Annotated in this window: 21 protein-coding genes; 18 read left to right on the top strand and 3 right to left on the bottom strand. The window is 49.0% G+C overall.

The genetic code is table 11. The features are described from left to right. The first annotated feature begins 10 nt into the window (after positions 1–10). Genes V7R82_RS00270 through V7R82_RS00305 form a run of 8 tightly spaced genes read left to right on the top strand, consistent with a single transcriptional unit; the run spans position 11 to position 7,003 of the window. Positions 11–1,135: a sodium ion-translocating decarboxylase subunit beta gene (locus V7R82_RS00270; protein ID WP_035364076.1), complete on the top strand. Its 1,125-nt coding sequence runs from the start codon at positions 11–13 to the stop codon at positions 1,133–1,135. Positions 1,136–1,153: 18 nt separating this feature from the next. Continuing rightward, positions 1,154–1,285, top strand: coding sequence for an OadG-related small transporter subunit (locus tag V7R82_RS00275; RefSeq protein ID WP_298078484.1), 132 nt, complete (start codon positions 1,154–1,156; stop codon positions 1,283–1,285). A 6-nt stretch (positions 1,286–1,291) separates the two neighbouring features. Next, positions 1,292–2,326 carry a [citrate (pro-3S)-lyase] ligase gene (citC, locus tag V7R82_RS00280; protein WP_314692675.1) on the top strand — a complete coding sequence of 345 codons (1,035 nt, stop codon included), beginning with the start codon at positions 1,292–1,294 and terminating at the stop codon, positions 2,324–2,326. A gap of 2 nt (positions 2,327–2,328) precedes the next feature. Next, positions 2,329–2,637: a citrate lyase acyl carrier protein gene (gene citD, locus V7R82_RS00285; protein WP_070756744.1), complete on the top strand. Its 309-nt coding sequence runs from the start codon at positions 2,329–2,331 to the stop codon at positions 2,635–2,637. Further along, the gene (citE, locus tag V7R82_RS00290; protein WP_291428105.1) at positions 2,625–3,512 is read left to right on the top strand and encodes a citrate (pro-3S)-lyase subunit beta; all 888 of its coding nucleotides are present in this window, start codon (positions 2,625–2,627) and stop codon (positions 3,510–3,512) included. Before citD ends, citE begins: the two co-directional genes overlap by 13 nt. Position 3,513: 1 nt before the next feature. Further along, positions 3,514–5,046 carry a citrate lyase subunit alpha gene (citF, locus tag V7R82_RS00295; RefSeq protein ID WP_338542761.1) on the top strand — a complete coding sequence of 511 codons (1,533 nt, stop codon included), beginning with the start codon at positions 3,514–3,516 and terminating at the stop codon, positions 5,044–5,046. Beyond that, positions 5,039–5,593, top strand: coding sequence for a citrate lyase holo-[acyl-carrier protein] synthase (gene citX / locus V7R82_RS00300; RefSeq protein ID WP_338542763.1), 555 nt, complete (start codon positions 5,039–5,041; stop codon positions 5,591–5,593). Before citF ends, citX begins: the two co-directional genes overlap by 8 nt. A gap of 15 nt (positions 5,594–5,608) precedes the next feature. Next, positions 5,609–7,003: an oxaloacetate decarboxylase subunit alpha gene (locus tag V7R82_RS00305; protein WP_338542765.1), complete on the top strand. Its 1,395-nt coding sequence runs from the start codon at positions 5,609–5,611 to the stop codon at positions 7,001–7,003. A gap of 237 nt (positions 7,004–7,240) precedes the next feature. Here the strand turns inward: V7R82_RS00305 and V7R82_RS00310 are convergent, their stop codons facing one another. Both V7R82_RS00310 and V7R82_RS00315 read right to left on the bottom strand, forming a co-directional pair. Beyond that, on the bottom strand, positions 7,241–7,999 hold the full coding sequence (locus tag V7R82_RS00310; RefSeq protein ID WP_338542767.1) for an HAD-IIB family hydrolase: 759 nt from the start codon (positions 7,997–7,999) through the stop codon (positions 7,241–7,243). A gap of 3 nt (positions 8,000–8,002) precedes the next feature. Further along, a complete protein-coding gene (locus tag V7R82_RS00315) occupies positions 8,003–9,718 on the bottom strand; it encodes a PTS transporter subunit EIIC (protein WP_338542769.1) in 1,716 nt (571 codons plus the stop codon). 190 nt (positions 9,719–9,908) lie between these two features. Between V7R82_RS00315 and V7R82_RS00320 the strand changes: the two genes are divergently transcribed. The 7 genes from V7R82_RS00320 to V7R82_RS00350 all read left to right on the top strand — a co-directional run bounded on the left by V7R82_RS00320 (position 9,909) and on the right by V7R82_RS00350 (position 17,966). After that, a complete protein-coding gene (locus tag V7R82_RS00320) occupies positions 9,909–10,676 on the top strand; it encodes a MurR/RpiR family transcriptional regulator (protein ID WP_291453775.1) in 768 nt (255 codons plus the stop codon). A gap of 21 nt (positions 10,677–10,697) precedes the next feature. Continuing rightward, positions 10,698–12,035, top strand: a complete 1,338-nt coding sequence (locus V7R82_RS00325; protein ID WP_338542772.1) for a bifunctional UDP-sugar hydrolase/5'-nucleotidase — start codon at positions 10,698–10,700, stop codon at positions 12,033–12,035. 294 nt (positions 12,036–12,329) lie between these two features. Next, positions 12,330–12,794: a CtsR family transcriptional regulator gene (locus V7R82_RS00330; RefSeq protein ID WP_035364070.1), complete on the top strand. Its 465-nt coding sequence runs from the start codon at positions 12,330–12,332 to the stop codon at positions 12,792–12,794. A 19-nt stretch (positions 12,795–12,813) separates the two neighbouring features. After that, entirely contained in the window at positions 12,814–15,324 is a 2,511-nt protein-coding gene (locus V7R82_RS00335) for an ATP-dependent Clp protease ATP-binding subunit (protein WP_338542775.1), read from the top strand. Between the two features lie 24 nt (positions 15,325–15,348). Continuing rightward, positions 15,349–16,227, top strand: a complete 879-nt coding sequence (locus tag V7R82_RS00340) for a PucR family transcriptional regulator (protein ID WP_023391540.1) — start codon at positions 15,349–15,351, stop codon at positions 16,225–16,227. 4 nt (positions 16,228–16,231) lie between these two features. Beyond that, entirely contained in the window at positions 16,232–16,768 is a 537-nt protein-coding gene (tadA, locus tag V7R82_RS00345; protein WP_252477769.1) for a tRNA adenosine(34) deaminase TadA, read from the top strand. Between the two features lie 205 nt (positions 16,769–16,973). Continuing rightward, positions 16,974–17,966: a 2-hydroxyacid dehydrogenase gene (locus V7R82_RS00350; protein ID WP_314065185.1), complete on the top strand. Its 993-nt coding sequence runs from the start codon at positions 16,974–16,976 to the stop codon at positions 17,964–17,966. 170 nt (positions 17,967–18,136) lie between these two features. Here the strand turns inward: V7R82_RS00350 and V7R82_RS00355 are convergent, their stop codons facing one another. After that, positions 18,137–18,988, bottom strand: a complete 852-nt coding sequence (locus V7R82_RS00355; protein ID WP_311466200.1) for an HAD family hydrolase — start codon at positions 18,986–18,988, stop codon at positions 18,137–18,139. Between the two features lie 109 nt (positions 18,989–19,097). Between V7R82_RS00355 and V7R82_RS00360 the strand changes: the two genes are divergently transcribed. The 3 genes from V7R82_RS00360 (at position 19,098) to V7R82_RS00370 (ending at position 23,001) form a co-directional block, all read left to right on the top strand. Continuing rightward, the gene (locus V7R82_RS00360) at positions 19,098–20,048 is read left to right on the top strand and encodes a type I phosphomannose isomerase catalytic subunit (protein ID WP_314065188.1); all 951 of its coding nucleotides are present in this window, start codon (positions 19,098–19,100) and stop codon (positions 20,046–20,048) included. A gap of 23 nt (positions 20,049–20,071) precedes the next feature. Further along, positions 20,072–20,683 carry a class I SAM-dependent methyltransferase gene (locus V7R82_RS00365; protein ID WP_338542783.1) on the top strand — a complete coding sequence of 204 codons (612 nt, stop codon included), beginning with the start codon at positions 20,072–20,074 and terminating at the stop codon, positions 20,681–20,683. Between the two features lie 311 nt (positions 20,684–20,994). Then, entirely contained in the window at positions 20,995–23,001 is a 2,007-nt protein-coding gene (locus V7R82_RS00370) for a YSIRK-type signal peptide-containing protein (RefSeq protein ID WP_338542785.1), read from the top strand. Positions 23,002–23,199: the final 198 nt, after the last annotated feature.

Genomic DNA, 23,199 nt, shown 5'->3' on the forward strand with positions numbered 1-23,199 from the left:
GAGACAGACAGTGGAAACATTAATTCAAGGTATTACGACCATTAGTAGTGGTCAAGTTTTCATGATGGTCATTGGTGGCCTGCTCATGTATCTGGGGATTAAGAAGGAATACGAACCAACCTTGCTGGTACCAATGGGCTTAGGGACGATTCTGGTTAACTTCCCAGGTTCAGGGGTCTTAGACCAAACCGTCGGTAACGTAACCCAACATGGGGTTTTAGACATCCTCTTCCGCGCCGGGATTGAGACTGAACTTTTCCCTCTACTTATCTTCATTGGGATTGGAGCTATGATTGACTTCGGGCCATTACTTCAAAATCCTTTCATGTTGCTCTTCGGTGCGGCAGCTCAATTCGGGATCTTCTTCGTAGTCGTAGTCGCAGTATTAGCGGGCTTTGACATTCGTGAAGCAGCTTCTATCGGGATTATCGGTGCGGCTGACGGTCCTACTTCTATCTTCGTAGCCAACCAATTGGCACCTCATCTTTTAGGGGCCATCACGGTTGCAGCCTACTCCTACATGGCTTTGGTGCCAATTATTCAACCAGTTGCTATTAAGTTAGTAACAACCAAGGAAGAACGCAAGATCCGCATGACTTACCATGCTGAAGGCGTATCTAAGATGACTAAAATCCTCTTCCCAATTGTGATTACCATCGTGGCTGGTTTTATCGCGCCAATCGCCTTACCATTGGTAGGTTTCCTCATGTTTGGGAACTTATTACGTGAGTGTGGTGTCTTAGATAGCTTATCCGCAACCGCTCAAAACGAATTGGTTAACATTGTGTCAATCCTCTTAGGGATTACCATTTCGGTTAAGATGCAAGCTGGCCTCTTCTTGAATGTCCAAACCTTAATGATTATCTTGTTTGGTTTGGTAGCCTTCATCATGGACTCTATTGGGGGCGTTATCTTCGCCAAAATCTTGAACCTCTTCCGCAAGGACAAGATCAACCCAATGATTGGGGCGGCTGGTATTTCTGCCTTCCCAATGTCAAGCCGTGTCATTCAAAAGATGGCAACCGAAGAAGACCCTCAAAACTTCATCTTGATGTATGCTGTAGGGGCTAACGTTTCTGGGCAAATTGCCTCCGTTATTGCCGGCGGGCTCTTGTTGTCTTACTTCATCCACTAAGATTGCGAGGTAACACTTATGAATTTAGATAACTTACGACAAGCTTTTGAACTCATGCTGATTGGGATGGGTGGGGTCTTCTTAGTTCTCGGTATCTTATACGGGGCATCTGAACTCCTCATCAAGTACTTCCCAGTCGAAAAGGACTAAGACAAAATGGACGGCTACGTGACCAGACGCCTCTGGTTGGATCGTGACCCACAAGCCTTGAAAGATTGGCAGACCTTAATGCAGGCAGCTAATCTGAGTGACCAGGAAACGGTCGATTATACAATCGGCATTTATGATGGGGCACGCTTGGCAGCGACTGGGTCCTTGGACGGCAAGATTCTCAAGTGCTTGGTGGTTTGCGCCGCCTATCAGTCAGAGAACTTGTTGACGCAAGTGGTCATGGCCCTCTTGGAACGTTTGGACCAGGAAGGCTTGACCAATCGCTTCGTCTATACTAAACCAAAGAATCTTCCTTACTTTAAGGCCTTGGGCTTTCGGCTTCTGGCGCAAACCGAAGCCTTGCTCTTTATGGAGCAGGGCTTTCCGTCCTTTCAGGACTATCTGAGCTATTTGACTCAGCATAAGGTGGACAGTTCCCAAAATGGGGCCATCGTCATGAACGCCAATCCCTTTACCCTAGGCCATCGCTATCTGGTAGAACAGGCTTTGTCCGCCTGTGACCACCTCTATATCTTCGTGGTATCCGAAGATCGGTCCTATTTTAGCGCGCAAAATCGCTTCAAAATGGTCCAAGCCGGGGTGGCAGATTTGGCCAATGTTACGGTCCTGCCTAGCCGTGATTATATGGTCTCGCAGGCTACCTTCCCCTCCTACTTTCTTAAGGAAAGGGCGGATTTGGCAGTGGCTCAGGTCCAGGCAGAACTTGATGCGCAAGTCTTCAAGCAGTTCATTGCGCCTAGTTTAGAGATTGCCGTTCGCTTTGTAGGGGAAGAACCCCTATCGCCGGTCACCCAAGTCTACAATCAGGCCTTGGCCCAAGCCTTCGGTCAGGACCTAGACCTAAAGATTATCCCCCGTCTAGAAAAGGACGGCCAGGTTATCAGTGCGACCCGCGTACGGGCAGCGATTCAAGCAGGGAAGCTAGCTGACTGGGTCAACCTAGTCCCACAGTCAACCTATCATTACATACAGTCACAAGACTTACTGGGCCAAGACGCCCAGAGAGAAAAGGTGGAATAAAGATGGAAATTAAAAAAAGTGCAGTTGTTGGCACCTTGGAATCAAGCGACATTATGATTACCTTGAATCCGAGTGATGCTGGACGCATTGACATTCAATTAGAAAGTTCAGTCGAAAAGCAATTTGGGGCGCAAATTCGTCGTGTCATTGAAGACACCTTGACCCGCCTAGGCATTCAGTCAGCCCAAGTAGTAGCAGTTGACAAGGGTGCCTTAGATTGCACCATCCAAGCTCGGACCATTACGGTGGCCCATCGTGCAGCTGACTTATCAGAATATAACTGGAAGGAGATTGACTCATGGAACGCTTAAGAAGAACAATGATGTTTGTCCCTGGTGCTAATGCTGCCATGCTACGCGATGCGCCACTATACGGGGCTGACTCTATTATGTTTGACCTAGAAGATGCAGTCTCCCTCAAGGAAAAAGACTCTGCCCGCACCTTGGTGCACTTCGCCCTCAAAACCTTTGACTACAGCAATGTCGAAACCGTCGTACGGATTAACGGGCTGGACACTACCGGTGCCCTAGATATCGAAGCGGTAGTCTTGGCTGGGGTTGACGTGGTACGTCTGCCTAAAACCGAAAACGCCCAAGATATCGTGGATGTCGATGCTATTATTACCCGTGTTGAGCAGGAAAATAATATTCCAGTCGGTCGTACTAAGATGATGGCCGCCATCGAATCAGCTGAAGGGGTACTAAATGCTCGTGAGATTGCTAAGGCATCTGACCGTCTGATTGGGATTGCCTTAGGGGCGGAAGACTATGTGACCAACATGAAGACTCGCCGTTACCCTGATGGCCAAGAACTCTTCTTCGCTCGTAGCATGATTCTACATGCAGCGCGTGCCGCAGGGATTGCCGCAATCGACACCGTCTACTCTAACGTAGACAACATGGACGGCTTCCGTGAGGAAGTCACCCGCATCAAGCAATTAGGTTTCGATGGTAAATCGGTCATCAACCCACGCCAAATTCCAGTGGTTAATGAAGTATATGCCCCAACTGAGAAGGAAATCCAACAATCTAAGGAAATTATCTGGGCGATTCGTGAAGCTGAAGCTAAAGGCTCTGGCGTCATCTCAGTCAAAGGGAAAATGGTCGACAAGCCAATCGTGGAACGCGCTGAGCGGGTCATTGCCCTAGCCAAAGCAGCGGGACTCATTAGCGAGGAGGAAATTTAAGATGGTAGTCAACAAAGCAGGACGTGAAATTCCACAAGCAATCGCCGATCAATACGGCGTCTATGAAGGAGAGCTGGCACGGATTAAACCTTATGAAGCTTCAAGCCGTAAGGTAAAGCCCGTTGAACCACGCCAAGAAAAACTCTTGGGCAGCCTTCGCGAAGCCATTGAAAAGACCGGCCTCAAAGACGGCATGACCATTTCCTTCCACCACCATTTCCGTGAAGGGGACTATGTCATCAACATGGTCATGGAAGAAATTGCCAAAATGGGGATCAAAAATCTCTCCATCGCACCTTCTTCAATTGCCAACGTACATGAACCCCTTATCGACCACATCAAAAATGGGGTTATCACCAACATTACCTCTAGTGGTCTGCGTGACAAGTTAGGGGCTGCCATTTCTTCTGGTATTATGAAGAATCCAGTGGTGATTCGTTCCCACGGGGGACGTGCCCGTGCCATTACGGCTGGCGACATCCACATTGACGTAGCCTTCTTAGGCGCCCCAAGTTCTGACGAATATGGGAACGTCAACGGGACCAAAGGGAAAGCAACTTGTGGCTCCCTAGGTTATGCCATGATTGATGCTAAATATGCCGACCAAGTAGTGGTCATCACTGACTCCTTGGTGCCATATCCAAACACCCCAATTTCCATTCCACAAACAGACGTAGACTATGTGGTCGTAGTAGATGCCATTGGGGACCCTCAAGGGATTGCTAAGGGGGCAACTCGCTTCACCAAGAACCCTAAAGAGCTCTTGATTGCAGAATATGCTTCTAAGGTGATTACCGGTTCTCCTTACTATAAGGAAGGCTTCTCCTTCCAGACTGGTACAGGTGGTGCCTCTCTGGCAGCAACCCGCTTTATCCGCGAACAAATGATTAAAGACGGCATTAAAGCCAGCTTCGTGCTAGGTGGGATTACCAATGCCATGGTTGAACTTTTGGAAGAAGGGCTCGTTGAGAAAGTCATCGACGTACAAGACTTTGACCACCCATCTGCAGTGTCCTTAGGGCGCAATGCGGATCACTATGAAATCGACGCTAGCATGTATGCTAACCCATTGTCCAAAGGGGCCATGGTTAACCGTTTGGATGTCGCCATCTTGTCTGCTTTGGAAGTCGATACTGACTTCAACGTTAATGTCATGACCGGTTCGGATGGGGTTATCCGTGGGGCTTCAGGTGGTCACAGTGACACCGCCTTTGCTTCTAAGATGTCCATGGTGATTTCACCATTAGTACGTGGACGCATTCCAACATTCGTAGACACTGTTAATACGGTTGTAACGCCAGGGACTAGTGTGGACGTGGTCGTCACTGAGATTGGGATTGCGGTTAACCCTAATCGCCCAGACTTAGTTGAGCACTTCAAGTCTCTCAAGGTGCCTCAATACACCATCCAAGAACTCAAAGAAAAAGCCTACAGCATTGTGGGCAACCCAGAACCGATTCAATACGGGGACAAGGTCGTAGCGGTCATCGAATATCGTGACGGTAGCGTCATCGACGTGGTGCGCAATGTCTAAGGGACTCTTTGATGGACCTGAGGTCCATTTGGGCCAGGTTCTATCAGCCCGCGAGGCGCGGAGCCAACGCCAGGCGCATTTGCTAGAAAGGTATGCGCCGGCAGTCTTGGTTTCCATGACCCTCAATACGCCGGGACCTGTCAAAATCTCTGAGGGTCTAGCTAAAATAGGTCGCCAGCTAGCCCAGCTAGTCAGTGACCATTTGGCCCAAGAGGCGGTCCTCTACCAGGATGTGCTGGAGGCCGTGACAGGGTTAGAGGCCTATTGGGTGGTTAGCCAGGAGGCTGAGCTAGTTAAGCGCCATTTAGTGGCCTTTGAAGGGCAGCACCCCTTAGGCCGCCTACTGGACTTGGATGTGCTGGAACTGGTGGAAGGTAGACCCTGCCCCATCAGTCGCCGGCAGTTAGGCCTGGCCCCACGCCAGTGCTTCCTCTGCCAAGCAGACGCCAAGCAGTGCGCTCGCTCACGCCAGCACTCAGTGGCGGATATGCAGGCCTATATCAGTCAGGCCGTCGCCCACTATGGGGCCCAGACTGAATCCCCTTAAGGAAAGGAATAAACTATGAGCAAATTAATTCGTATCACTGAAACAGTTTTACGGGATGGCCAACAAAGCCAAATTGCCACTCGTATGACAACGGAAGATATGTTGCCAATTTTGAAAACCCTGGATCAAGCGGGCTTCCATGCCCTAGAAGTATGGGGCGGTGCGACCTTTGACTCTTGCATCCGCTTCTTAAATGAAGATCCTTGGGAACGTCTGCGTCAAATTCGCGCAGCGGTCAAAAACACCAAGTTACAAATGCTCTTGCGGGGTCAAAACCTGCTAGGTTACCGTAACTATGCGGACGATGTAGTGAAGCTCTTCGTGCAAAAATCAGTCGAAAATGGGATTGATATTATCCGTATCTTCGATGCCTTGAACGATGTGCGCAACCTACAGACTTCGATTGAAGCAACCAAGGAAGCAGGGGGCTTGGCTCAAACAGCTATCTCCTACACCACTAGTCCAGTCCACACCCTAGACTACTATGTGGACTTGGTAGGACGCATGGCCAAATTCGGGGCAGATTCTATCTGTATCAAGGATATGGCAGGGGTGCTAACACCGCAAGCGGGTTATGAATTGGTTAGCCGTATCAAGGATAAGGTAGATTTACCTTTGGAAGTCCACACCCATGCAACTAGCGGGATTTCTGAGATGACCTACCTCAAGGTAGCAGAAGCCGGGGCCGACATTATCGACACAGCCTTGTCATCCTTCTCTGGCGGGACTAGCCAGCCAGCGACAGAATCTATGGTCTTAGCCTTAGAAGACTTAGGCTTCAAGACAGGCGTGGATATGAAAGAAGTAGAAGCGGTAGCGGCTTACTTCAATGGTATCCGCGACAAGTTCCGGGCTGAAGGTATTCTCAATCCTAAGGTTAAGGACACCGAACCTAAGACCTTGATTTATCAAGTGCCTGGCGGTATGTTATCCAACTTACTCAGCCAATTAACTGAACAAGGTTTGGCTGACAAGTACGATCAAGTGTTAGCTGAAGTACCAAAAGTGCGGGCTGATTTAGGTTATCCACCACTGGTAACGCCATTATCACAAATGGTAGGGACCCAGGCGGTGATGAACGTTATCTCTGGTCAACGCTACAAGATGGTGCCTAAGGAAATCAAGGACTATGTCTTAGGACACTATGGTCAAGCGCCAGCCAAGATTGATCCAGAAGTCAAGCAAACCATCATTGGGGACGCAGAAGTCGTAACGGTAAGACCTGCTGACTTGATTGAGCCGCAATTATCAGAATTGCGGGAAGAAATTAAGGACTACGCTAAGTCTGACGAGGATGTGCTCATGTATGCCCTCTTCCCACAACAAGCCAAGGATTACCTAGGCCGCCGGGAAGATCCTTACTATGATGTGCCTGTGCAGACAGTGGAAGTATCCTTGGACTTACAATAAGCTAGAGAGGATGGGAGTCATTCCCGTCCTCTTTTTTTGTTGGGTCGGGCCAGGAAATAGAGGAGTAGTTGAAAAGTTGTGACTAAATCAGCACGTAAAAAAGGGGGCTTCAGACCCTATCTATCAATAGATAGATTGATAGATAGGGAGAGCAAAAAAGGCAGCCAACCCAGTAAGGGCTAGCTGCCGTTTTCTTATACCCGCGGAAGTGAAGGAAGTGAGGCGGGTGTTAAGGCTTTATAGATAGTGTGCTTGGAAATGGGCCATGGCGTCAGCGAAGCTAGCTACCACATGCGTGGCTTGGGCTTGAACCTCGACTGGGGCATGATCCATACAATAGGAGATGTCAGCCACTGCGAACATGTCGCTGTCATTGCCTGAGTCGCCAAAGACTACCAGGCGGTCATAGTCAGACCGGATGATGGCTAAGCCGGAGGCCTTGGAGACCCCTTGGGCCGTTACTTCTAGCCGCGTAGAGCCTGATTTATAGGTAGCCAGTTGAGGAAACTTGGCTTGCAGGTCAGCTAGGTAGAAGTCGGCGGTCTCAGCACTTGGGCGGACATTGACCTTGTAGAGGCGATGACCTTCTAAGGCCGGATAAGGATCTGGCAAGCAAATCAAAGGCATATTCCAGAGCCGTTGCTTATGCTCGTGGTCGAAGTTACCAATGCGACGTTGACCGTCTAGGGCATCAAAGATTAACTTGTGCTCCTTGAAATAAGCCAGTAGCTTGGGGGTAACGTCTTCAGGTAAGTGATGCTCGGCCAGGAGTTGGGCATAGCGAGTAACAACTGCCCCATTGAAGCCAATCATATGCGTGACATCGAGGTCATTGCCTTGGACAATGTACTGGATCTCTGCCAGGGAGCGGCCAGTGGCGATGGAGAAGTCGCCCAGCTCTTTGGCGGTATGGTAGGCCGCCAAATCAGCTGCATTGACCGTGACAGAATCCTTGACGAAGGTACCATCTAAGTCTGTCACAAAGAGGTTACGCATGACTTATTCCTCCATGCCGAGGATGTCTTGGATCTCCATTTTCAAGACATTGGCGTGGGCCCCATAGATGGATTGCATTTGCATGTCGTTTTCGGCGAAGCCTAGGGCACCTAGTTGGTGAACGATGGTGTCTTTATCTACTTGGGTTTTGTCTTTGACATTAATCCGCAGGCGGGTGATGCAGGCGTTGACTTCTTCAATGTTGTCAGGGCCACCGTGAGCGGCAATCAAGCCCAGGGCTTGTTGATAGATACCTTCGGGACTGTCAGGAATGGTCTTCATGGCAGTGCCTGAGTTTAGCAGGGCTTGGTCTTCAGGGTGTAAGTCATTGTTACTGTTGTCTTGGCCGACTTGGTTAATGGTAACACCCAGTTTTTCGCGCGCTTCTTTCTTGCTTGAAAGTTTGACTTCATCGCTATCTTCACGACCTGGTGTCTTCAAGTTGAATTTAAGGATGAGCAAGCGGAAGACATAGTAGTATAGGATGAAGCAAGGTACGCCGACGATGAAGACTAACCACCAGTGGGTCTTAGGCCCTTGTAGGACGCCATAGATGATTAAGTTGATAAAACCGTGACCGGTTGGGGTTGCCACCCCAGCACCTAAGAGGTGCATTACCAATAAGGCAGCACCCGCCATGAAGGCGTGGGCAACATAGAGGATTGGGGCAACGAAGAGGAAGGTAAATTCAATTGGTTCGGTAATCCCGGTTAAGAAGGCAGTACCAGCAGCTGCGAAGAGCAGAGAACCTACGACTTTACGTTTCTTAGGATCGGCTGTCTTGTACATAGCGTAGGCAGCCCCAGATAAACCAAACATGAAGTAAACGAACTTCCCGCCGTTGAAACGGGTAATGGATGGGTCGATTGAAGTGATGTTAGGATCCGCAAGGGAAGCTAGGTAGGCATTGATGGTACCTACAACGCGTTCGCCATTGATGGTCCAGGTCCCACCTAATTCAGTGGTGCGTACTGGCCAGTTAAGCCCGTGGTGGAGACCAAATGGTAGGAGTGCCCGTTCAACTAGCCCGTAGAGGAAGGTACCTAGCGGACCAGATTTGAGGATGAAGACGGACAAAATCGAAATCCCTTGTTGGATTGGTGGCCAGATAAAGAAGAGGATAACAGAGACAAAGGCCATGGCAACGATGGTTACAATCGGTACGAAACGTGGGCCACTGAAGAAGCCGATTAGGGCAGGTAATTGTTTCTTAACCGCCCAACGGTGAACGAAGAAGACCACGACCCCGACGATAATCCCCCCGAAGACGCTGAGGTCCAGGGTTTGAATCCCCATGACCTTAGTCTGCATGGCATTAGCCATAGCTAGTTTAGCTTCAGCGCTGGATAACTTGCTGGTGTCCACCAAGCGATGGCTTTGGACTAGGAGGAAGTTGAGGACGGAGTGTAAGACGATAAAACCGAGTACCCCAGATAGGGCAGCAGAACCTTTTTCGCGTTTGGCTAAACCAACGGCGACGCCGACAGCGAAGATAATAGGTAGGTTGTTGAAGGCTGTGTCCCCTAAAGTAATAAAGAATTTCATAATGAATTGGAAGATTTGGTTCTGAAGAACAGGGAACATCTTCAAGGTATCTGAGTTAGAAAAGGCAGTCCCAATCCCCTTAATAATCCCGGCCCCTGGCAAGACCGAAACAGGTAAGAGGAAGGATCGGCCAAACTGCTCAAAGGCATAAACAAATTTGTTTTTTTGACTCATTGCTAGTCGCTCCTTCATAATTTGATAAGTCTATTCTAGCAAAAAAGCAAACGCTTTAGTAAAATGTGCTAAAAAGTTCCCAAGGAAGATAAAATTGACTCCAAGAGGTAAAATTACCTCTAAATTTTGTGGTGGCTCCCCGCTGTGGTACAATAGAAATGTAAACCCTTAGGGGATCAGGAGGGATGACATGTTTTTCGTCAATCTAAAGGCTCACTATGAAGAATTATCGGTCTATGAACAGGAAGTCATCGACTATCTCATGAAGCAGGACAATATCGAGGCCCAGACCCTTAAGTCTATTGGGGCGGCCCTGCATTTATCAGCTTCGACTATTGTGCGGGCAGGCAAGAAGTTAGGCTATGCTACCTTCAATGAACTCAAGTATGACCTGCGCCGTAGTAAGGAGTCCAATCAGGAGTCCCATCATCTGGAGGCCAGTCACTTTGACTTGATGAAGGCCCAATTGACGGACGAGTTCCAACGGACCATGGCCCTATTAGCCCAGGCCGATTTCGAGTCGGTGGCCGATCGGGTCTTGGCGGCGCGTCGGGTCTTCTGCGTGGGGATTGGGTCTAGCTATATGCCCATGTCTGACTTTAACCGTAAGCTCAAGCTCATTGATGTCTGGGCCAATGACTTCTTCGAACAGTATAGTATTGAACGCATTCCTGATATTGCCACCAAAGAAGATGTCATCGTGGTCTTCTCCCTAGGCGGGGCCAACAAGACGGTCAATGAGACCTTGCTTAAGGCTCGCCAAAAGGGGACCCATATTGTGGCCATTACCAGCCTGACCCATCATCCTTTGGCCAAACTCAGTGATCAACTGATTCAGATTTATGATGCGCCTAAGGCGCGCAAGAAGATTCGGTCCCGGCTCATGCTCAACCTGGCCGGAACCCTCCTCTTCGAGACCTTACTCAAACGCCAGGCCGCCCAACAAGAGCAGGCCTAGGCAGAAAGAAGCGATTGATTCATGCAAGCTGTAAAACTCGGCATACTCCATACCAATGACACCCATTCCTATCTGGATTTATTTAGCCAGCGCGCCCATCTGATTAAAGGCCTGCGAGCACAGTATCAAGCCAGCTTGTTGCTGGGGGCTGGGGACCTCTTTGTGGGTGGCCCTTACTTCCAGCTCTTCGCCGGCCAGGCGGAAATTGCCCTCTTGAACCAGTTGGGTTATGATGCGGTCACTTTTGGCAACCATGAATTTGATATGGGACCTAGCTTTTTGGCCTCCTATCTGGCCCAAGCTAGGGTGCCCTTTGTGTCCAGTAACCTGGACTTTAGCCGGGAGCCGGCTTTGGCTGATTTGGCGGCGCAACAAGTGGCGCCTTACCGCCTCTATGACCTGGCGGACGGTGTCCGACTGGCTATCCTAGCAGCCACAACCCTGGAAACCTTGGATAATTCTTCGCCAGGGGAGCTGATTGGCTTTGAAGAGCCTCGTCTGGCCTTAGAACGGAATCTGGCCTTGGCCCGTCAGGCTGGGGCAAGCCACTTTGTTCTCTTAAGCCATCTGGGTTATGAGACGGACCTGGCTTTGGCCCAAGAAGTGCCAGACTTTGCCGCCATCATCGGAGGCCATACCCATACGGTGACAGAGCAACCCGCCCTAGTAGGCCAGACCTTGGTGGTGCAGGCTGGCTACTATGGTCGTCTGCTGGGCGAACTCAGTCTCTGGCTCCATCCGGATGGCAGCCACCAGCTAGGCCACTACCAACTACATGATTTAAGTCATTATGCCAAGGTTGCCCGTCCGGTAGCCAAGGAACTCAAAATCTGGCAAAGCCAGGCCCAGGCGCGAATTAGCCAAGTCATTGGCCAAAGTCGCCAGGCCCTGGATGGCAGTCGGGAGGCCCTGAGTCAGGGCCATACCAATCTCAGCCAATTGGTCTGCCGGGCCTATGCGGCAGCTGCTCGGGCTAAGGGCTGGCAAGTGGACTTTAGCCTCATTAATGGGCGAGGCGTCCGCGCCAGTCTGGATCAGGGGCCGGTGACCTATGAGGAGGCCCTGGCCATTCTGCCCTTTGGCTGCCAGCTCTGGGTCCTGGAAGTGACGGGGGCCGACCTCAAGGAGGCGCTGGAATCCGGCCACTATCCTCGTATGATTGACAGTCAAGGCCAGCCCTTAGAGCTTGAAGAGGCAGTCAAGGGACTGGACCCTGAGGCCACTTATCAGCTGGTGACCAACGACTTCTTAGGACGAGGCCGGGATGGTTATGAGGCCTTGGCCCGTCACCAGCTGCTGGATCAGCAGCTGGGTAGCGACTTGGATGCCTTGGTGGCCTACCTGTCCCAAGAGGCTTAAGCCTATTTAATAGTTACACTATTAAATAGGGTTTGAGAGGGCAAAAATTCTGGCTTTTTGGGAGTCGCGAACAGAAAAAGTCAAAAATAAGCCGGAAACGTTCGTCTTTTGCCGGAAAAAGCCTGTCAGACCGGGATTTGGCCCCGGCCACTTATGAAAAAGCAAATATATAATCATTTATATAAAAGGGGCCTCAGGCTCCTTTTTCTTTAGCCCTAGGTCAAGCAATTAGGTTGGCAAAAGGTCTGATTTGGTGTACAATAGTCAAAGAAAGTCAATGTAAGGAGGGGTAACATGTCAAGCCGCAATATGACCGACATCATTGAGGCCTACCTGAAGGAATTCCTCAAGCACCAAGAGCATGTCGAAATCAAACGTAGTGACATCGCGGAGCACTTCGACTGTGTCCCGTCACAAATTAACTATGTCATTAAGACCCGCTTTACCCAGGAGCACGGCTACCTGGTCGAAAGTAAGCGGGGTGGTGGTGGCTATATCCGCATTCTCAAGATTGAATTGGCCGACGAGGCAGCCCTGATTGATCAGCTGATAGAATTAGTGGGCGATAAGATTAGCCAACGCAACGGCATTCATATGATTGAGAATTTGATTGGCAAGGGCCTGATTACCAACCGCGAGGGGACCTTAATCCTGTCCGTGATTGAAAAATCCGTCCTTCATCAAATCAGTGAGCAGGAACAGGCGGCTCGCGCCCAATTGCTCAAGACCTTTTTGCAACAACTCAAATACAGCTATTAAGAAAAGGAGTGAAGACGCGATGTTTGAAGAACTATTTACCGAGAGCGCCCATCAAGTCATGATCATGGCGGCTGAGGCTACCTACCAATTGCGCCATTCAGCTATTGGGACCGAGCATATCTTGATTGGTCTAGCCCGCGAAGAACGTGGGATTGCCGGCGTCATTCTCCGTGAATTTGGCGTGACCCCGGAACTAATTCTCAACGAGTTGCGGGCCATCCACGGCGATGTAGAGGCGCCTATGCCGCGGGGGGAAGTCACCCTACCTTATTCGCCGCGCGCCAAGAAAAATATCATGGATGCCTCCAATACAGCTAAGCGCTTGGGCGCACGCCAAATTGGGACTGAGCACCTCCTATTAGCCATGCTGCCACAAGAAATCCTGGCGACCTTAATCTTACGCAATCTAGACGTCGACTTAGACGCCCTTAAAAAAGCCGTCTACCAAGCTATCGGCATTGATAAGATGCCAATAGGCCAAAGCAAGCCTCAAGCGCGGACCCAGAAAGCCAGCGAGACTGCGCCAAGCAAGACGCCAACCTTGGACTCCTTTGCCCGCAACCTGACTCAAATGGCCAAGCAAGGCCAGATGGACCCAGTGGTGGGCCGCGAGAAGGAAGTCCAACGCATGCTGCAAATCATCAGCCGTCGTAAGAAGAATAACCCTGTCCTAGTCGGGGACCCTGGGGTAGGTAAGACGGCCTTGGCAGAAGGCCTAGCCCAACACATCGTGTCAGGCGACGTGCCGGCCGATATTGCCAAGAAACGCCTCATGATGTTAGATATGGGGAGCCTGGTGGCTGGGACCAAGTACCGGGGGGAGTTCGAAGAGCGCATGAAGCGCATTGTGGAAGAGGTCATGGCCGACGGCCAAGTTATTCTCTTCATTGATGAGCTCCATACCCTGATTGGGGCCGGTGGCTCTGAAGGGGCTATTGATGCAGCCAACATCCTCAAGCCAGCCCTGGCACGGGGTGAAATCCAAGTCATTGGGGCGACGACCCTGAGTGAATACCAGAAATACATTGAAAAAGACGCGGCCTTGGAACGTCGTTTCTCTAAGGTGCAAGTGGACGAGCCAACCCCTGAAGAAACCATCCAGATTCTGCAAGGGCTCAAGACCCAGTATGAAGTTCACCACGTCGTGACCATTACTGACCAAGCCATTGAGGCGGCGGTCAAACTTAGTGTCCGCTACATTACGTCACGCTCCTTGCCTGATAAGGCCATCGATTTAATCGATGAAGCGGCCGCTAAGGTTCGGATTGAAGAAGCCGTCTCTCATGATCCCCTTTTCGCCCTCGAGAAGGAAATGGCCAAGTTGCAGTCAGATAAGGAAGAAGCCGTGCTAGCCCGCAACTTCCCAGAGGCAGCTAGCCTTCGCGAAGCCGAACAAAAACTGGAAAAACGCCTAGCCCGGGCTCGCAAGAAAGCCCAGGCTCAGGCCGGCCAGCCAGTACATTTAGTCGTAGATGAAGAACAAGTGGCTCAAGTCGTGGCCCTGTCAACTGGCATCCCAGTGACCCAAATGGCCATGAAGGAAAGCCAACGTCTGGTTAACCTAGAGCGGGAGCTTCATCAACGAGTTATTGGCCAAGAGGAAGCCGTGTCCGCTGTGTCACGCGCTATTCGCCGGGCTCGTTCTGGCCTCAAGGCGCCAGGCCGTCCAATTGGTTCCTTCCTCTTCTTGGGACCAACCGGGGTTGGTAAGACCGAATTGGCCAAGGCCTTGGCCCAAGCCATGTTTGGTTCCCAAGACAATATGATTCGGGTCGACATGTCCGAGTACATGGAGAAACACACCGTGTCTCGCCTGATTGGTTCGCCTCCAGGCTATGTAGGCCATGAAGAAAGCGGCCAGTTGACCGAGAAGGTGCGCCAAAAACCTTACTCTGTCATTCTCCTGGACGAAATCGAGAAGGCCCACCCAGATGTCTTTAACATCCTGCTCCAAGTCTTTGACGACGGACATTTGACTGACTCCAAGGGCCGCCAAGTCGATTTCCGCAACACCATCATTATCATGACTTCTAACCTAGGGGCAACCGCCCTGCGGGATGAGAAATCCGTCGGTTTTGGGGCTAAGCAGTTTACCGCTGACCACCTGGCCATGGAAAAACGTATTCGTGAAGAGCTCAAGCGTTCTTTCCGTCCGGAATTACTCAACCGGATTGACGAAACGGTGGTCTTCCACTCCTTAACTAAGGAAGAAATTCGCCAAATCGTGAAGCTCCATACTAAGGATATTATCAAGCGCCTAGGCGAACTGGCCATCAAGGCTCGGGTGACCGACACCGCGGTGGACATTATCGCCGAAGCCGGCTTCGACCCAGAATACGGGGCGCGTCCAATTCGTCGCGCGATTCAAAAACAAATTGAGGACCAACTCAGTGAGTTGTTGCTTAGCGGCAGCATTGTCACCGGGGACTCGGTGACCATTGGCGGCCGGTCCGGTAAGATCAATATTGCCGCCAAGGACCATGAGGCTGGCTCAAGCAAGGCCAAAGCTAAGCCCAAAGCCAAAGCCTAAATAATCTAAGACAGGAGCTAGCCCATGTTTGAACAACTGCAAAGACTCTATCCCCAGGCCCAAGCAGTCGCACCGGATGCGGTGCTGCCCGGCTATCTGATTGTCCAATTGGGGGATCAAGGCCTAGCCATTCCTCAGGCTGACCTGACTAGCAAGGAAGAAGAACTCTTGCTTATGATGAGCTTGGCCAAGGCCACCCCCCAGGTGCCGGTCGTGGATTTAGCGCCACATCAACAGGCCTGGCGGGCCTTTCTCCTAGAAGGTCAGCCACTGGAAGGCCAAATGCGGGGCAGTCTGGTCTGTATCTATTTGATTATGCAGGCCAAGTCAGAGACCTTCGACCCTGTCTTGTGGCAGCAGACCCTGGAAGATTCTCTGGAAGCCATTGAAGTGGTCATTCCGGATGAAGCCAATCGCTGGCTAGTCTGCCTTCGGGGTATGGAACACGTTGGCGCCTTGGTGGACATTATTAAGACCTTGGACATTGACTTTGAGACGGTGACCCGGGGCTGCGTCGGCCTAGTAGCCAAGTTGGATCAGGATTATGTGGCCCATTTCCAAGATGAGCGGCGTCTGGTTCACAGTATTCTGTCTCAGATTATGGAGCCAGAGATTGTGCCCTTGACCTCAGTCCTCTTACGCCTAGTAGGGCGCGAAGTGACCAAGCAGTATGCCTTTATGGATCGACTGCACGATGTCCTCAAGCACAACCCAGACTATGCGGCGACGGTGCGAGCCCTCTTTGAACATCAGGGCAACCTGAGTCAGGCAGCCGATGAACTCTATATTCATCGTAATACCTTGACCTATCGCCTCAGCAAATACACCAAGGAGACAGGGCTTAACCTGCAACATCTGACGGATCTGATTGTCAGCTACCTGGCTCTGGAACATAAGGGGTGAGGCCATGATGGATGCAAGCCAACTGGCGCCCACCGACTTGGCCCAGCACGAATATTGGATGCAGCAGGCCCTAGAACTGGCCGACCAGGCCCAAGCCCTAGGCGAAGTGCCCATTGGCGCCCTCTTAGTTAAGGATGGCGTCCTCCTGGCTTCAGCCTACAATCTGCGGGAGGTCAACCACCAGGCTACGGCCCACGCCGAACTCCTGGCCATTGAAGCCGCCAACCAAGCCCTAGGCGCCTGGCGCTTAGAGGGCTGTACCCTCTATGTGACCTTGGAACCTTGCCCTATGTGTGCGGGCGCCCTAGTCTTATCACGGGTGGATCAGGTGGTCTACGGGGCTAGTGACCCCAAGGGTGGCTGCGCCGGCAGCCTCATGAATCTCTTGGAAGACAGCCGCTTCAACCATCAACCGCAAGTGATTAGAGGAGTTTTGGAAGCCCAGTGTAGCGACAAGCTCAAGACCTTCTTCCAAGGCCTCCGCAAGCGCAATAAGTTGCGCAAAGAGCAAGCCAAGCAAGCGGATGAACAAGCTGACTAATTAATAAAAAATGAACGCTCAAGCCAGCCTTCTAAAGGGCCGGCCTTGAGCGTTTTTTGTCTTGGCAAGGAGATTACGAACATTTACGAAACAAAATTATCCATTTTCATGAAAATTAATCAACATCGGCTTTCCATTGTGCTAAAATAGGAATATTAAATCCCCCACTTCGTTCAAGAAGTAAGCGCAAGGAGCAAAAGTAATAATGAAAGTACTAGCATATGGTGTTCGTGATGTCGAGAGACCCGTGTTTGACCTAGCCAATCAAAAGTTTGGTTATGAATTAGTTTGTGTGCCCAACTACCTAAAGGGTCCGGAAGAGGCTTGGTTAGCTCAAGGTTGTCAGGCCGTTATTTTGCGTGGTAACTGCTGGGCTACAAAGGAGGTCTTAGATATCTACAAAAAATTAGGAGTAGAATATGTCCTGACGCGGACAGTAGGTGTCGACCATATCGATCTTGCCTATGCTAGGCAATTGGGCTTCAAGTTAGCACACGTCCCTTTTTACTCACCTAATGCGATTGCCGAATTAGCTTTGACCTTGGCCATGACCCTCTTGCGGAATGTCGCCTATACAACTCACTTAACTAGTCAGCAAGATTTTCGTGTCCACGAGCAAATGTTTTCTAAGGAAATCCGTAACTGTACTGTTGGTGTGGTTGGGATTGGCCGGATTGGCTTGACGACCGCAACGCTCTTCAAGGGCTTGGGCGCGAATGTCTTAGCTTACGACGCCTTTCCAAAAGAAGGAGTAGATCATATCTGCACCCAAGTAGAGCTGGATGAGCTCTTAGCTAAGTCAGACGTGATTTCCATTCACGCACCTTACATTCCAGCTAATGGCAAGGTCATCACCAAGGAATTCATCAGCAAGATGAAGCCAGGGGCCATTCTGGTCAACACTGCGCGCGGTGAGTTGCAGGATGTGGATGCCATCATTGAAGCCATCGAATCTGGCCATTTGGCTGGGGCAGGCTTAGATGTCTTAGAGAACGAGAGCCAATTCTTCTTCAAGGACCTGCGTGGTCAAGACATTAGCGATTCTGCGGTTAAGAAATTGGTTGACCTCTATCCTAAGGTCTTATTAACCCCTCACATGGGGAGCTACACCGATGAGGCAGTAGAGAACATGGTGGAAACCAGCTTTAATAACCTCAAGGACTATCTGGAAACAGGAGAATGCAGCAATGATTTCTAGGTAAATAAAGAATTTGCCTCGAAAATAGACAAAAGCGAAAGAACTGAGTGCCGCTTAAGCAGCGCCTTAGTCCTTTCGCTTTATTTATTATAGTAGGATAATATGAAAATATAGGCTTCACTTGCTAGTCCATCTTAGCTAGCTAAATTTTTAGGACACTTAGTTATAAGTTATCCTAACTTAGATAAAAGTTGATAAATAGTATGGGCTACCCCGTCTTCTGCATTGCTAGGGGCCTCATAGCTTGCTAAGTCTTTAATGGCTTGACTAGCGTTAGCCATGGCATAACTATTAGGGAACATGGCTAGCATAGAGCGGTCGTTGGCCGAATCGCCAATGGTTAGGACTTGATGCTTAGTGAACCCATGGTGCTGGCAGTAGGCTTCAATTGCTAAGCCCTTTTGGGCCTTGAGACTGGTAATTTCTAAATTATCTGGGCCAGAAGAAGTCAGGTCAATGGCAAAGTCCTTGAGGAAATGGTGGGCAGACTCTAAGACTTCAGGGCGCCGGTCAATCAGCATAAGCTTAAGTGGTGGATCCAAGTCAGGGCGATAATCCTCAAGGGGTTGAAGCTCCTTGAAGTGGAGTTCAATCTGGGCCAGACTATCATCGCTAGCAGCTTCCTTGGCGCGATTTAGGAAAGCTTCCATGCGTCGCCGATAGAGGGACAGGTCATTGACATAATAACCGTTCAGAGACTTGAGCGACACCAAAGTCTGAGTTTCAGGCACAGCAAATCGTTCGATAAGGGTCTGGGTATCGGCCAAATCAAGGGCGAAGACATCCTCCAAATTTCCTTTAACGTCATAAGTTGCAGCGCCATTGACGGCAATGATGCGAGCGGTCAGTTGATGCTGATCTAGGAGCCACTTAGCAGACCGATAATCTCGTCCGGTAGCAATCAGAAACTCAATATCCGATTGAGCTTGAAGGTCTCGAATGGCTTGGGCGGTAGTGTCGCTAATGACATGGTTTGGGTTCAGTAAGGTCCCATCCATATCGGATGCAAAGAGTTTAATCATCGGCAACCTCCATAATTCGTCATAATTCTCGTATAAATAGTGTACCACGAAATCGTCAAAAAATGGTATGATAGAAGCGAGAAAATTTAGCTTAGAAAGGATGATCGAGATGACACAACCGATTTTCTTAAAGCCTGTGTTACAAGATAAGATATGGGGTGGCCGTAAACTTGAACTAGAATTTGGCCTCAAAGGTCCTAGCGACACGGTAGGGGAAGCTTGGTGTATTAGTGCCCACCCTAATGGGGTGTCGACCGTCATTAGTCCTGCCGAATATGCAGGACTGGGCCTAGATCAGCTCTATCGAGAGCATCCAGAATTATTTGGGAATCCTAGTCAAACTGTCTTTCCTCTCTTAATTAAAATCCTAGATGCAGCAGCCGAGCTTTCTGTGCAGGTCCATCCTGATGATGCCTATGGACTTGAACATGAAGGGGAGCTTGGGAAGACGGAATGTTGGTATGTCATTTCTGCGGAGCCAGGAGCTAAGATTGTTTATGGGCATAAGGCTCAATCGCGACAAGAATTCGAAGAATTAGTAGCGGCAGGGCGTTGGTCAGACCTCTTAGTGGAGGTGCCAGTTAAGGCGGGCGACTTCTTTGATGTGCCGGCAGGGACCATTCATGCGATTGGTGCAGGGGTGGTCATTCTGGAAACACAACAGAGCTCTGATACCACTTATCGTGTCTACGACTATGATCGTCGTGATACCCAAGGCAATCCCCGTGATTTGCATCTTAAGCAGGCGGCGGATGTCACTTTCTATCCAGATCCAGAGCGTCACTTGCAAGTCAAGACTCAGCAAGTTGGTGACAGCCAAGTTATCCAGTACCTAGAAAATGAATTTTTCACTGTGAGCAAGTGGGAAGTCGTGGATAGCCTTACTTTAAGCCTGGATAATGCCTATACCTTGGCAACCGTCATTGCAGGGCAAGGCCGACTATGGTTGGACGGTGTCGCTTATGACTTAGATTTGGCAAGTTCCTTTATTTTGCCGCACGGTGTTACAGAAATTTGTTTGGAAGGGAAGCTGACCTTAATTAGTTCCCATCCAGCTTAAATAGAGGAGTGTGTCAGCAGATAATGAGTGAACAATACTTTAAATCTAGTCCCACCAGTCAGCATTCTTTATACCAGATTCAAGATGGTGTGGCAGGCCTAACTTTGAGCTTTCAGACCGATAATGGCGTCTTTTCTAAACAGCGCATGGACTATGGTTCCAAGGTGTTAGTGGAAGCTTTCGCAGATTCAGTTCCTGCAGGAACTTATCAAATAGTAGAACTGGGGAGTGGCTACGGTCCGGTCACAATTGCTTTAGCGAAATTATATCCTCAAGCTCAAGTGACAGGTGTCGAGATTAATGAACGTGCCTACCAGTTGGCGCAGGCCAATAGCCAGCTCAATCGAGTAGAGAATACAGCCTACCAACTGGCTGACGCAGGCCAATGGCAAGCTAGTCAAGCACCGGATTTTGTGGTGACCAACCCACCTATTCGGGCCGGTAAGCAGGTCATCCAACAATTCGTACGCTCAGCTCAGGCTAATTTAAGACCTGGCGGTGAATTATGGCTCGTAATTCAGAAAAAACAAGGCGCTCCTTCTATGGAAACTTTTATGGAAGAAGTCTTTGGGAATGTTGAGTTAGTGACCCGAGATAAGGGTTATTGGATTTTGAAAAGCCAAAAGACAAAATAGTAAATTTTACAGAAGCCATTTTGATTGATTCATCAAAATGGCTTTTTTGTGATTTGTATATATGAATAAAAATCGAGCATCAAAACCACTATTATTACAAGATGATGACATAGGTATAGTGTTAATTCTTAATGGAGCATGACACTATAGTTAGAGCCTTAAAGATTAGTCGAACGCTCTTTATAACTAGTCTTTTACTTTCTGATTTGAGAATAATAGGGAAAAACAAATTTTAGTATATCTTTCTGCTAAATAGTGTGGTAAAATACACAAATGACCGACAAATTATAATCAAAGAGAGGGAATACACAATGAAAAAACTTAAGGATTCCAGCAGCCTTAAACAAATTCAACGCTTTTCCATCCGGAAATTTTCGGCTGGTATTGCATCTGTTGTAGTGGGGAGTTTCTTTGCATCAGCATTGATTAGTCCCGCTGTGAATGCACAGGCCACTACACCAGCATCTAACACTCATTCAGTGGCAAAACAAGTCACGACACAATATCAATACCTTGCGATTGAAGAGTTAACTTGGGCGCAACGTCAAGCAATCAAATCAGGCACTCCTAGTCAAATTGCCCAAGCGGATCAAGTTTATTATTTTGTCTATCAAGCAAAACAAGGTGCTCGTCAATTACCAGTTACTGGTGAAGGATCCACCTTGTTGGGGCTTGCAGCAGGCGCGACCTTGATTGTATTTGCAGTTGGCTTGGTTCGTGATAAGAAGAAAGCACTGACCAGCTTAATGCTTGTGACCTTAGCAGGACAGGTAGCATTGGTGCCGGATTCACAAGCAGCTCAAGCGCGATTGCTAGAACAATTCAATCAAAGTTTCCAAACGCCAGTGGGACAAGCCTTGCCAAATCCTCAAGTTCAGATAGAAGGATATGAATATGTAGGGTATTTTGCCGCTCAGGAGCTGGCGCAAGTAGCACCTAATGCTTCTGTAGATGGTGCGATTAGTGAATCAACTGAATCTAAGGCTTCTTCAGCGGAATCAAGCGCAAGTCAATCCTCTGAATCGAAAGCCTCTTCAGAGGAATCAAGCGCAAGTCAATCATCTGAATCAAAAGCTTCTTCAGCGGAATCAAGCGCAAGCGAAACATCTGAATCAAAAGCTTCTTCAGCGGAATCAAGCGCAAGTGAAACATCTGAATCAAAAGTGTCTTCAGCGGAATCAAGTGCAAGTGAAACTTCTGAATCAAAGGCATCTGCTGAAGAATCCAATTCAAGTGTAACACCAGCACCAGAGCCACCTAAAACGCTAGATTTCAAAGACTTAGACGCTGCTTTACAGGCAGCGAATAAGCAAGTGGCTAATCTAGAGGCTGTTAAACTTAGCGATAAGACTCCAAAGTCAGTGAAAGCTTTTGAGGAAGAATTAGCAAATGCTAAGAAGGATTTAGACACACTGATTAGCAGAGCGCAAGAGCTCAAAGATAATCCTAAAAATACTGAGCAAGTAGCGATTAACGATTTAACTAAGCAAGTTCAGAACTTAGCTGATAAGACATCTAAATTATCCGATAACCTAATTGCTCAAGCAGACAAGACGCCATTACAAACGGTGATGACGGCTTTAGCAGAATTGGTTAAAGAAGCTAAAAACGTAGGGTTAATTGATGAAGTGATTAAGTCCCAAGCGACTTTGCAAAATGCGCGTTCAGTGGTTAAAGATCAAGATGCTACTGAGAAAGATGTAGCGGCAATGGTGAAAGCAGTTGAAGCCCTAATAGAAGATTTAACGTATAAGCTAAAGGCTCAGCAACCAGCCCCAACTCCATCAAAAACGCTAGATTATAAAGCTTTAGATGCCTCATTGCAGGCTGCTCAGGCTCAGCTTGCTAACATAGAAGCAACACCTAAGAATGATAAGACCCCTAGCTCTGTTGCAACTTTTGAGAGTGAACTTGCTAAAGCTAAGGAAAGTTTGACAGCACTCACTAATCAAGCTCAAGTCCTCAAGGGGAAAGCTGGTGCGGCAGAGCAAGCAGATATTGATGCGCTCACCCAACAAGTTCAGGAATTAGTCAACAATTCTGAGAATCTAGCCAGTCTTTTAGTAGCTCAAGTGGATAAATCGGCTTTGCAAGCAGCGATGTCGTCCTTAATCGCAAAACTTAATAAAGCGAGAAATTTGGGCTTAATGGATGAAGTGATTAAGACTCAAGCAACTTTACAGAATGCACGATCAGTGATGCAGGACTCAGAAGCAACCGAGAAAGATGTTGAAGCAATGACTCAGGCAGTTGAAACTCGATCTCAAGGCTTACAGTATATTTTGGATAACTTAGAGTCTAAAGAAGCGCAACCGTAATCTCGATAGATAAGCTAATTGTTTGAGATAGTAGCATAAAAAAGAGTGTTGATAGTTCTGGCTATCAACACTCTTTTTGCGTAAGCAGGTTGTTTGATGAAAGTATGAATCGAGATATTAAGGAATTATAAAATGATGAAACCTCGATGTTATTAGTTGGTTATGCCATGTGGGGCTTTAATTAGACTGTTCAGTTAT

Source organism: Abiotrophia defectiva ATCC 49176, from assembly GCF_037041345.1.
Taxonomy (GTDB): Bacteria; Bacillota; Bacilli; order Lactobacillales; family Aerococcaceae; genus Abiotrophia.

What these genes read in the sequence shown, in the direction of transcription:
- V7R82_RS00335 (WP_338542775.1), top strand. Translation starts at nt 12,814, where the DNA reads ATGTTTGAAGAACTATTTACCGAGAGCGCCCATCAAGTCATGATCATG.
- V7R82_RS00360 (WP_314065188.1), top strand. Translation starts at nt 19,098, where the DNA reads ATGACACAACCGATTTTCTTAAAGCCTGTGTTACAAGATAAGATATGG.
- V7R82_RS00365 (WP_338542783.1), top strand. Translation starts at nt 20,072, where the DNA reads ATGAGTGAACAATACTTTAAATCTAGTCCCACCAGTCAGCATTCTTTA.
- V7R82_RS00320 (WP_291453775.1), top strand. Translation starts at nt 9,909, where the DNA reads ATGTTTTTCGTCAATCTAAAGGCTCACTATGAAGAATTATCGGTCTAT.
- V7R82_RS00370 (WP_338542785.1), top strand. Translation starts at nt 20,995, where the DNA reads ATGAAAAAACTTAAGGATTCCAGCAGCCTTAAACAAATTCAACGCTTT.
- V7R82_RS00275 (WP_298078484.1), top strand. Translation starts at nt 1,154, where the DNA reads ATGAATTTAGATAACTTACGACAAGCTTTTGAACTCATGCTGATTGGG.
- citX (WP_338542763.1), top strand. Translation starts at nt 5,039, where the DNA reads ATGTCTAAGGGACTCTTTGATGGACCTGAGGTCCATTTGGGCCAGGTT.
- V7R82_RS00305 (WP_338542765.1), top strand. Translation starts at nt 5,609, where the DNA reads ATGAGCAAATTAATTCGTATCACTGAAACAGTTTTACGGGATGGCCAA.
- V7R82_RS00330 (WP_035364070.1), top strand. Translation starts at nt 12,330, where the DNA reads ATGTCAAGCCGCAATATGACCGACATCATTGAGGCCTACCTGAAGGAA.
- V7R82_RS00355 (WP_311466200.1), bottom strand. Translation starts at nt 18,988, where the DNA reads ATGATTAAACTCTTTGCATCCGATATGGATGGGACCTTACTGAACCCA.
- V7R82_RS00325 (WP_338542772.1), top strand. Translation starts at nt 10,698, where the DNA reads ATGCAAGCTGTAAAACTCGGCATACTCCATACCAATGACACCCATTCC.
- V7R82_RS00340 (WP_023391540.1), top strand. Translation starts at nt 15,349, where the DNA reads ATGTTTGAACAACTGCAAAGACTCTATCCCCAGGCCCAAGCAGTCGCA.
- citD (WP_070756744.1), top strand. Translation starts at nt 2,329, where the DNA reads ATGGAAATTAAAAAAAGTGCAGTTGTTGGCACCTTGGAATCAAGCGAC.
- V7R82_RS00310 (WP_338542767.1), bottom strand. Translation starts at nt 7,999, where the DNA reads ATGCGTAACCTCTTTGTGACAGACTTAGATGGTACCTTCGTCAAGGAT.
- citF (WP_338542761.1), top strand. Translation starts at nt 3,514, where the DNA reads ATGGTAGTCAACAAAGCAGGACGTGAAATTCCACAAGCAATCGCCGAT.
- V7R82_RS00315 (WP_338542769.1), bottom strand. Translation starts at nt 9,718, where the DNA reads ATGAGTCAAAAAAACAAATTTGTTTATGCCTTTGAGCAGTTTGGCCGA.
- citE (WP_291428105.1), top strand. Translation starts at nt 2,625, where the DNA reads ATGGAACGCTTAAGAAGAACAATGATGTTTGTCCCTGGTGCTAATGCT.
- citC (WP_314692675.1), top strand. Translation starts at nt 1,292, where the DNA reads ATGGACGGCTACGTGACCAGACGCCTCTGGTTGGATCGTGACCCACAA.
- V7R82_RS00350 (WP_314065185.1), top strand. Translation starts at nt 16,974, where the DNA reads ATGAAAGTACTAGCATATGGTGTTCGTGATGTCGAGAGACCCGTGTTT.
- tadA (WP_252477769.1), top strand. Translation starts at nt 16,232, where the DNA reads ATGATGGATGCAAGCCAACTGGCGCCCACCGACTTGGCCCAGCACGAA.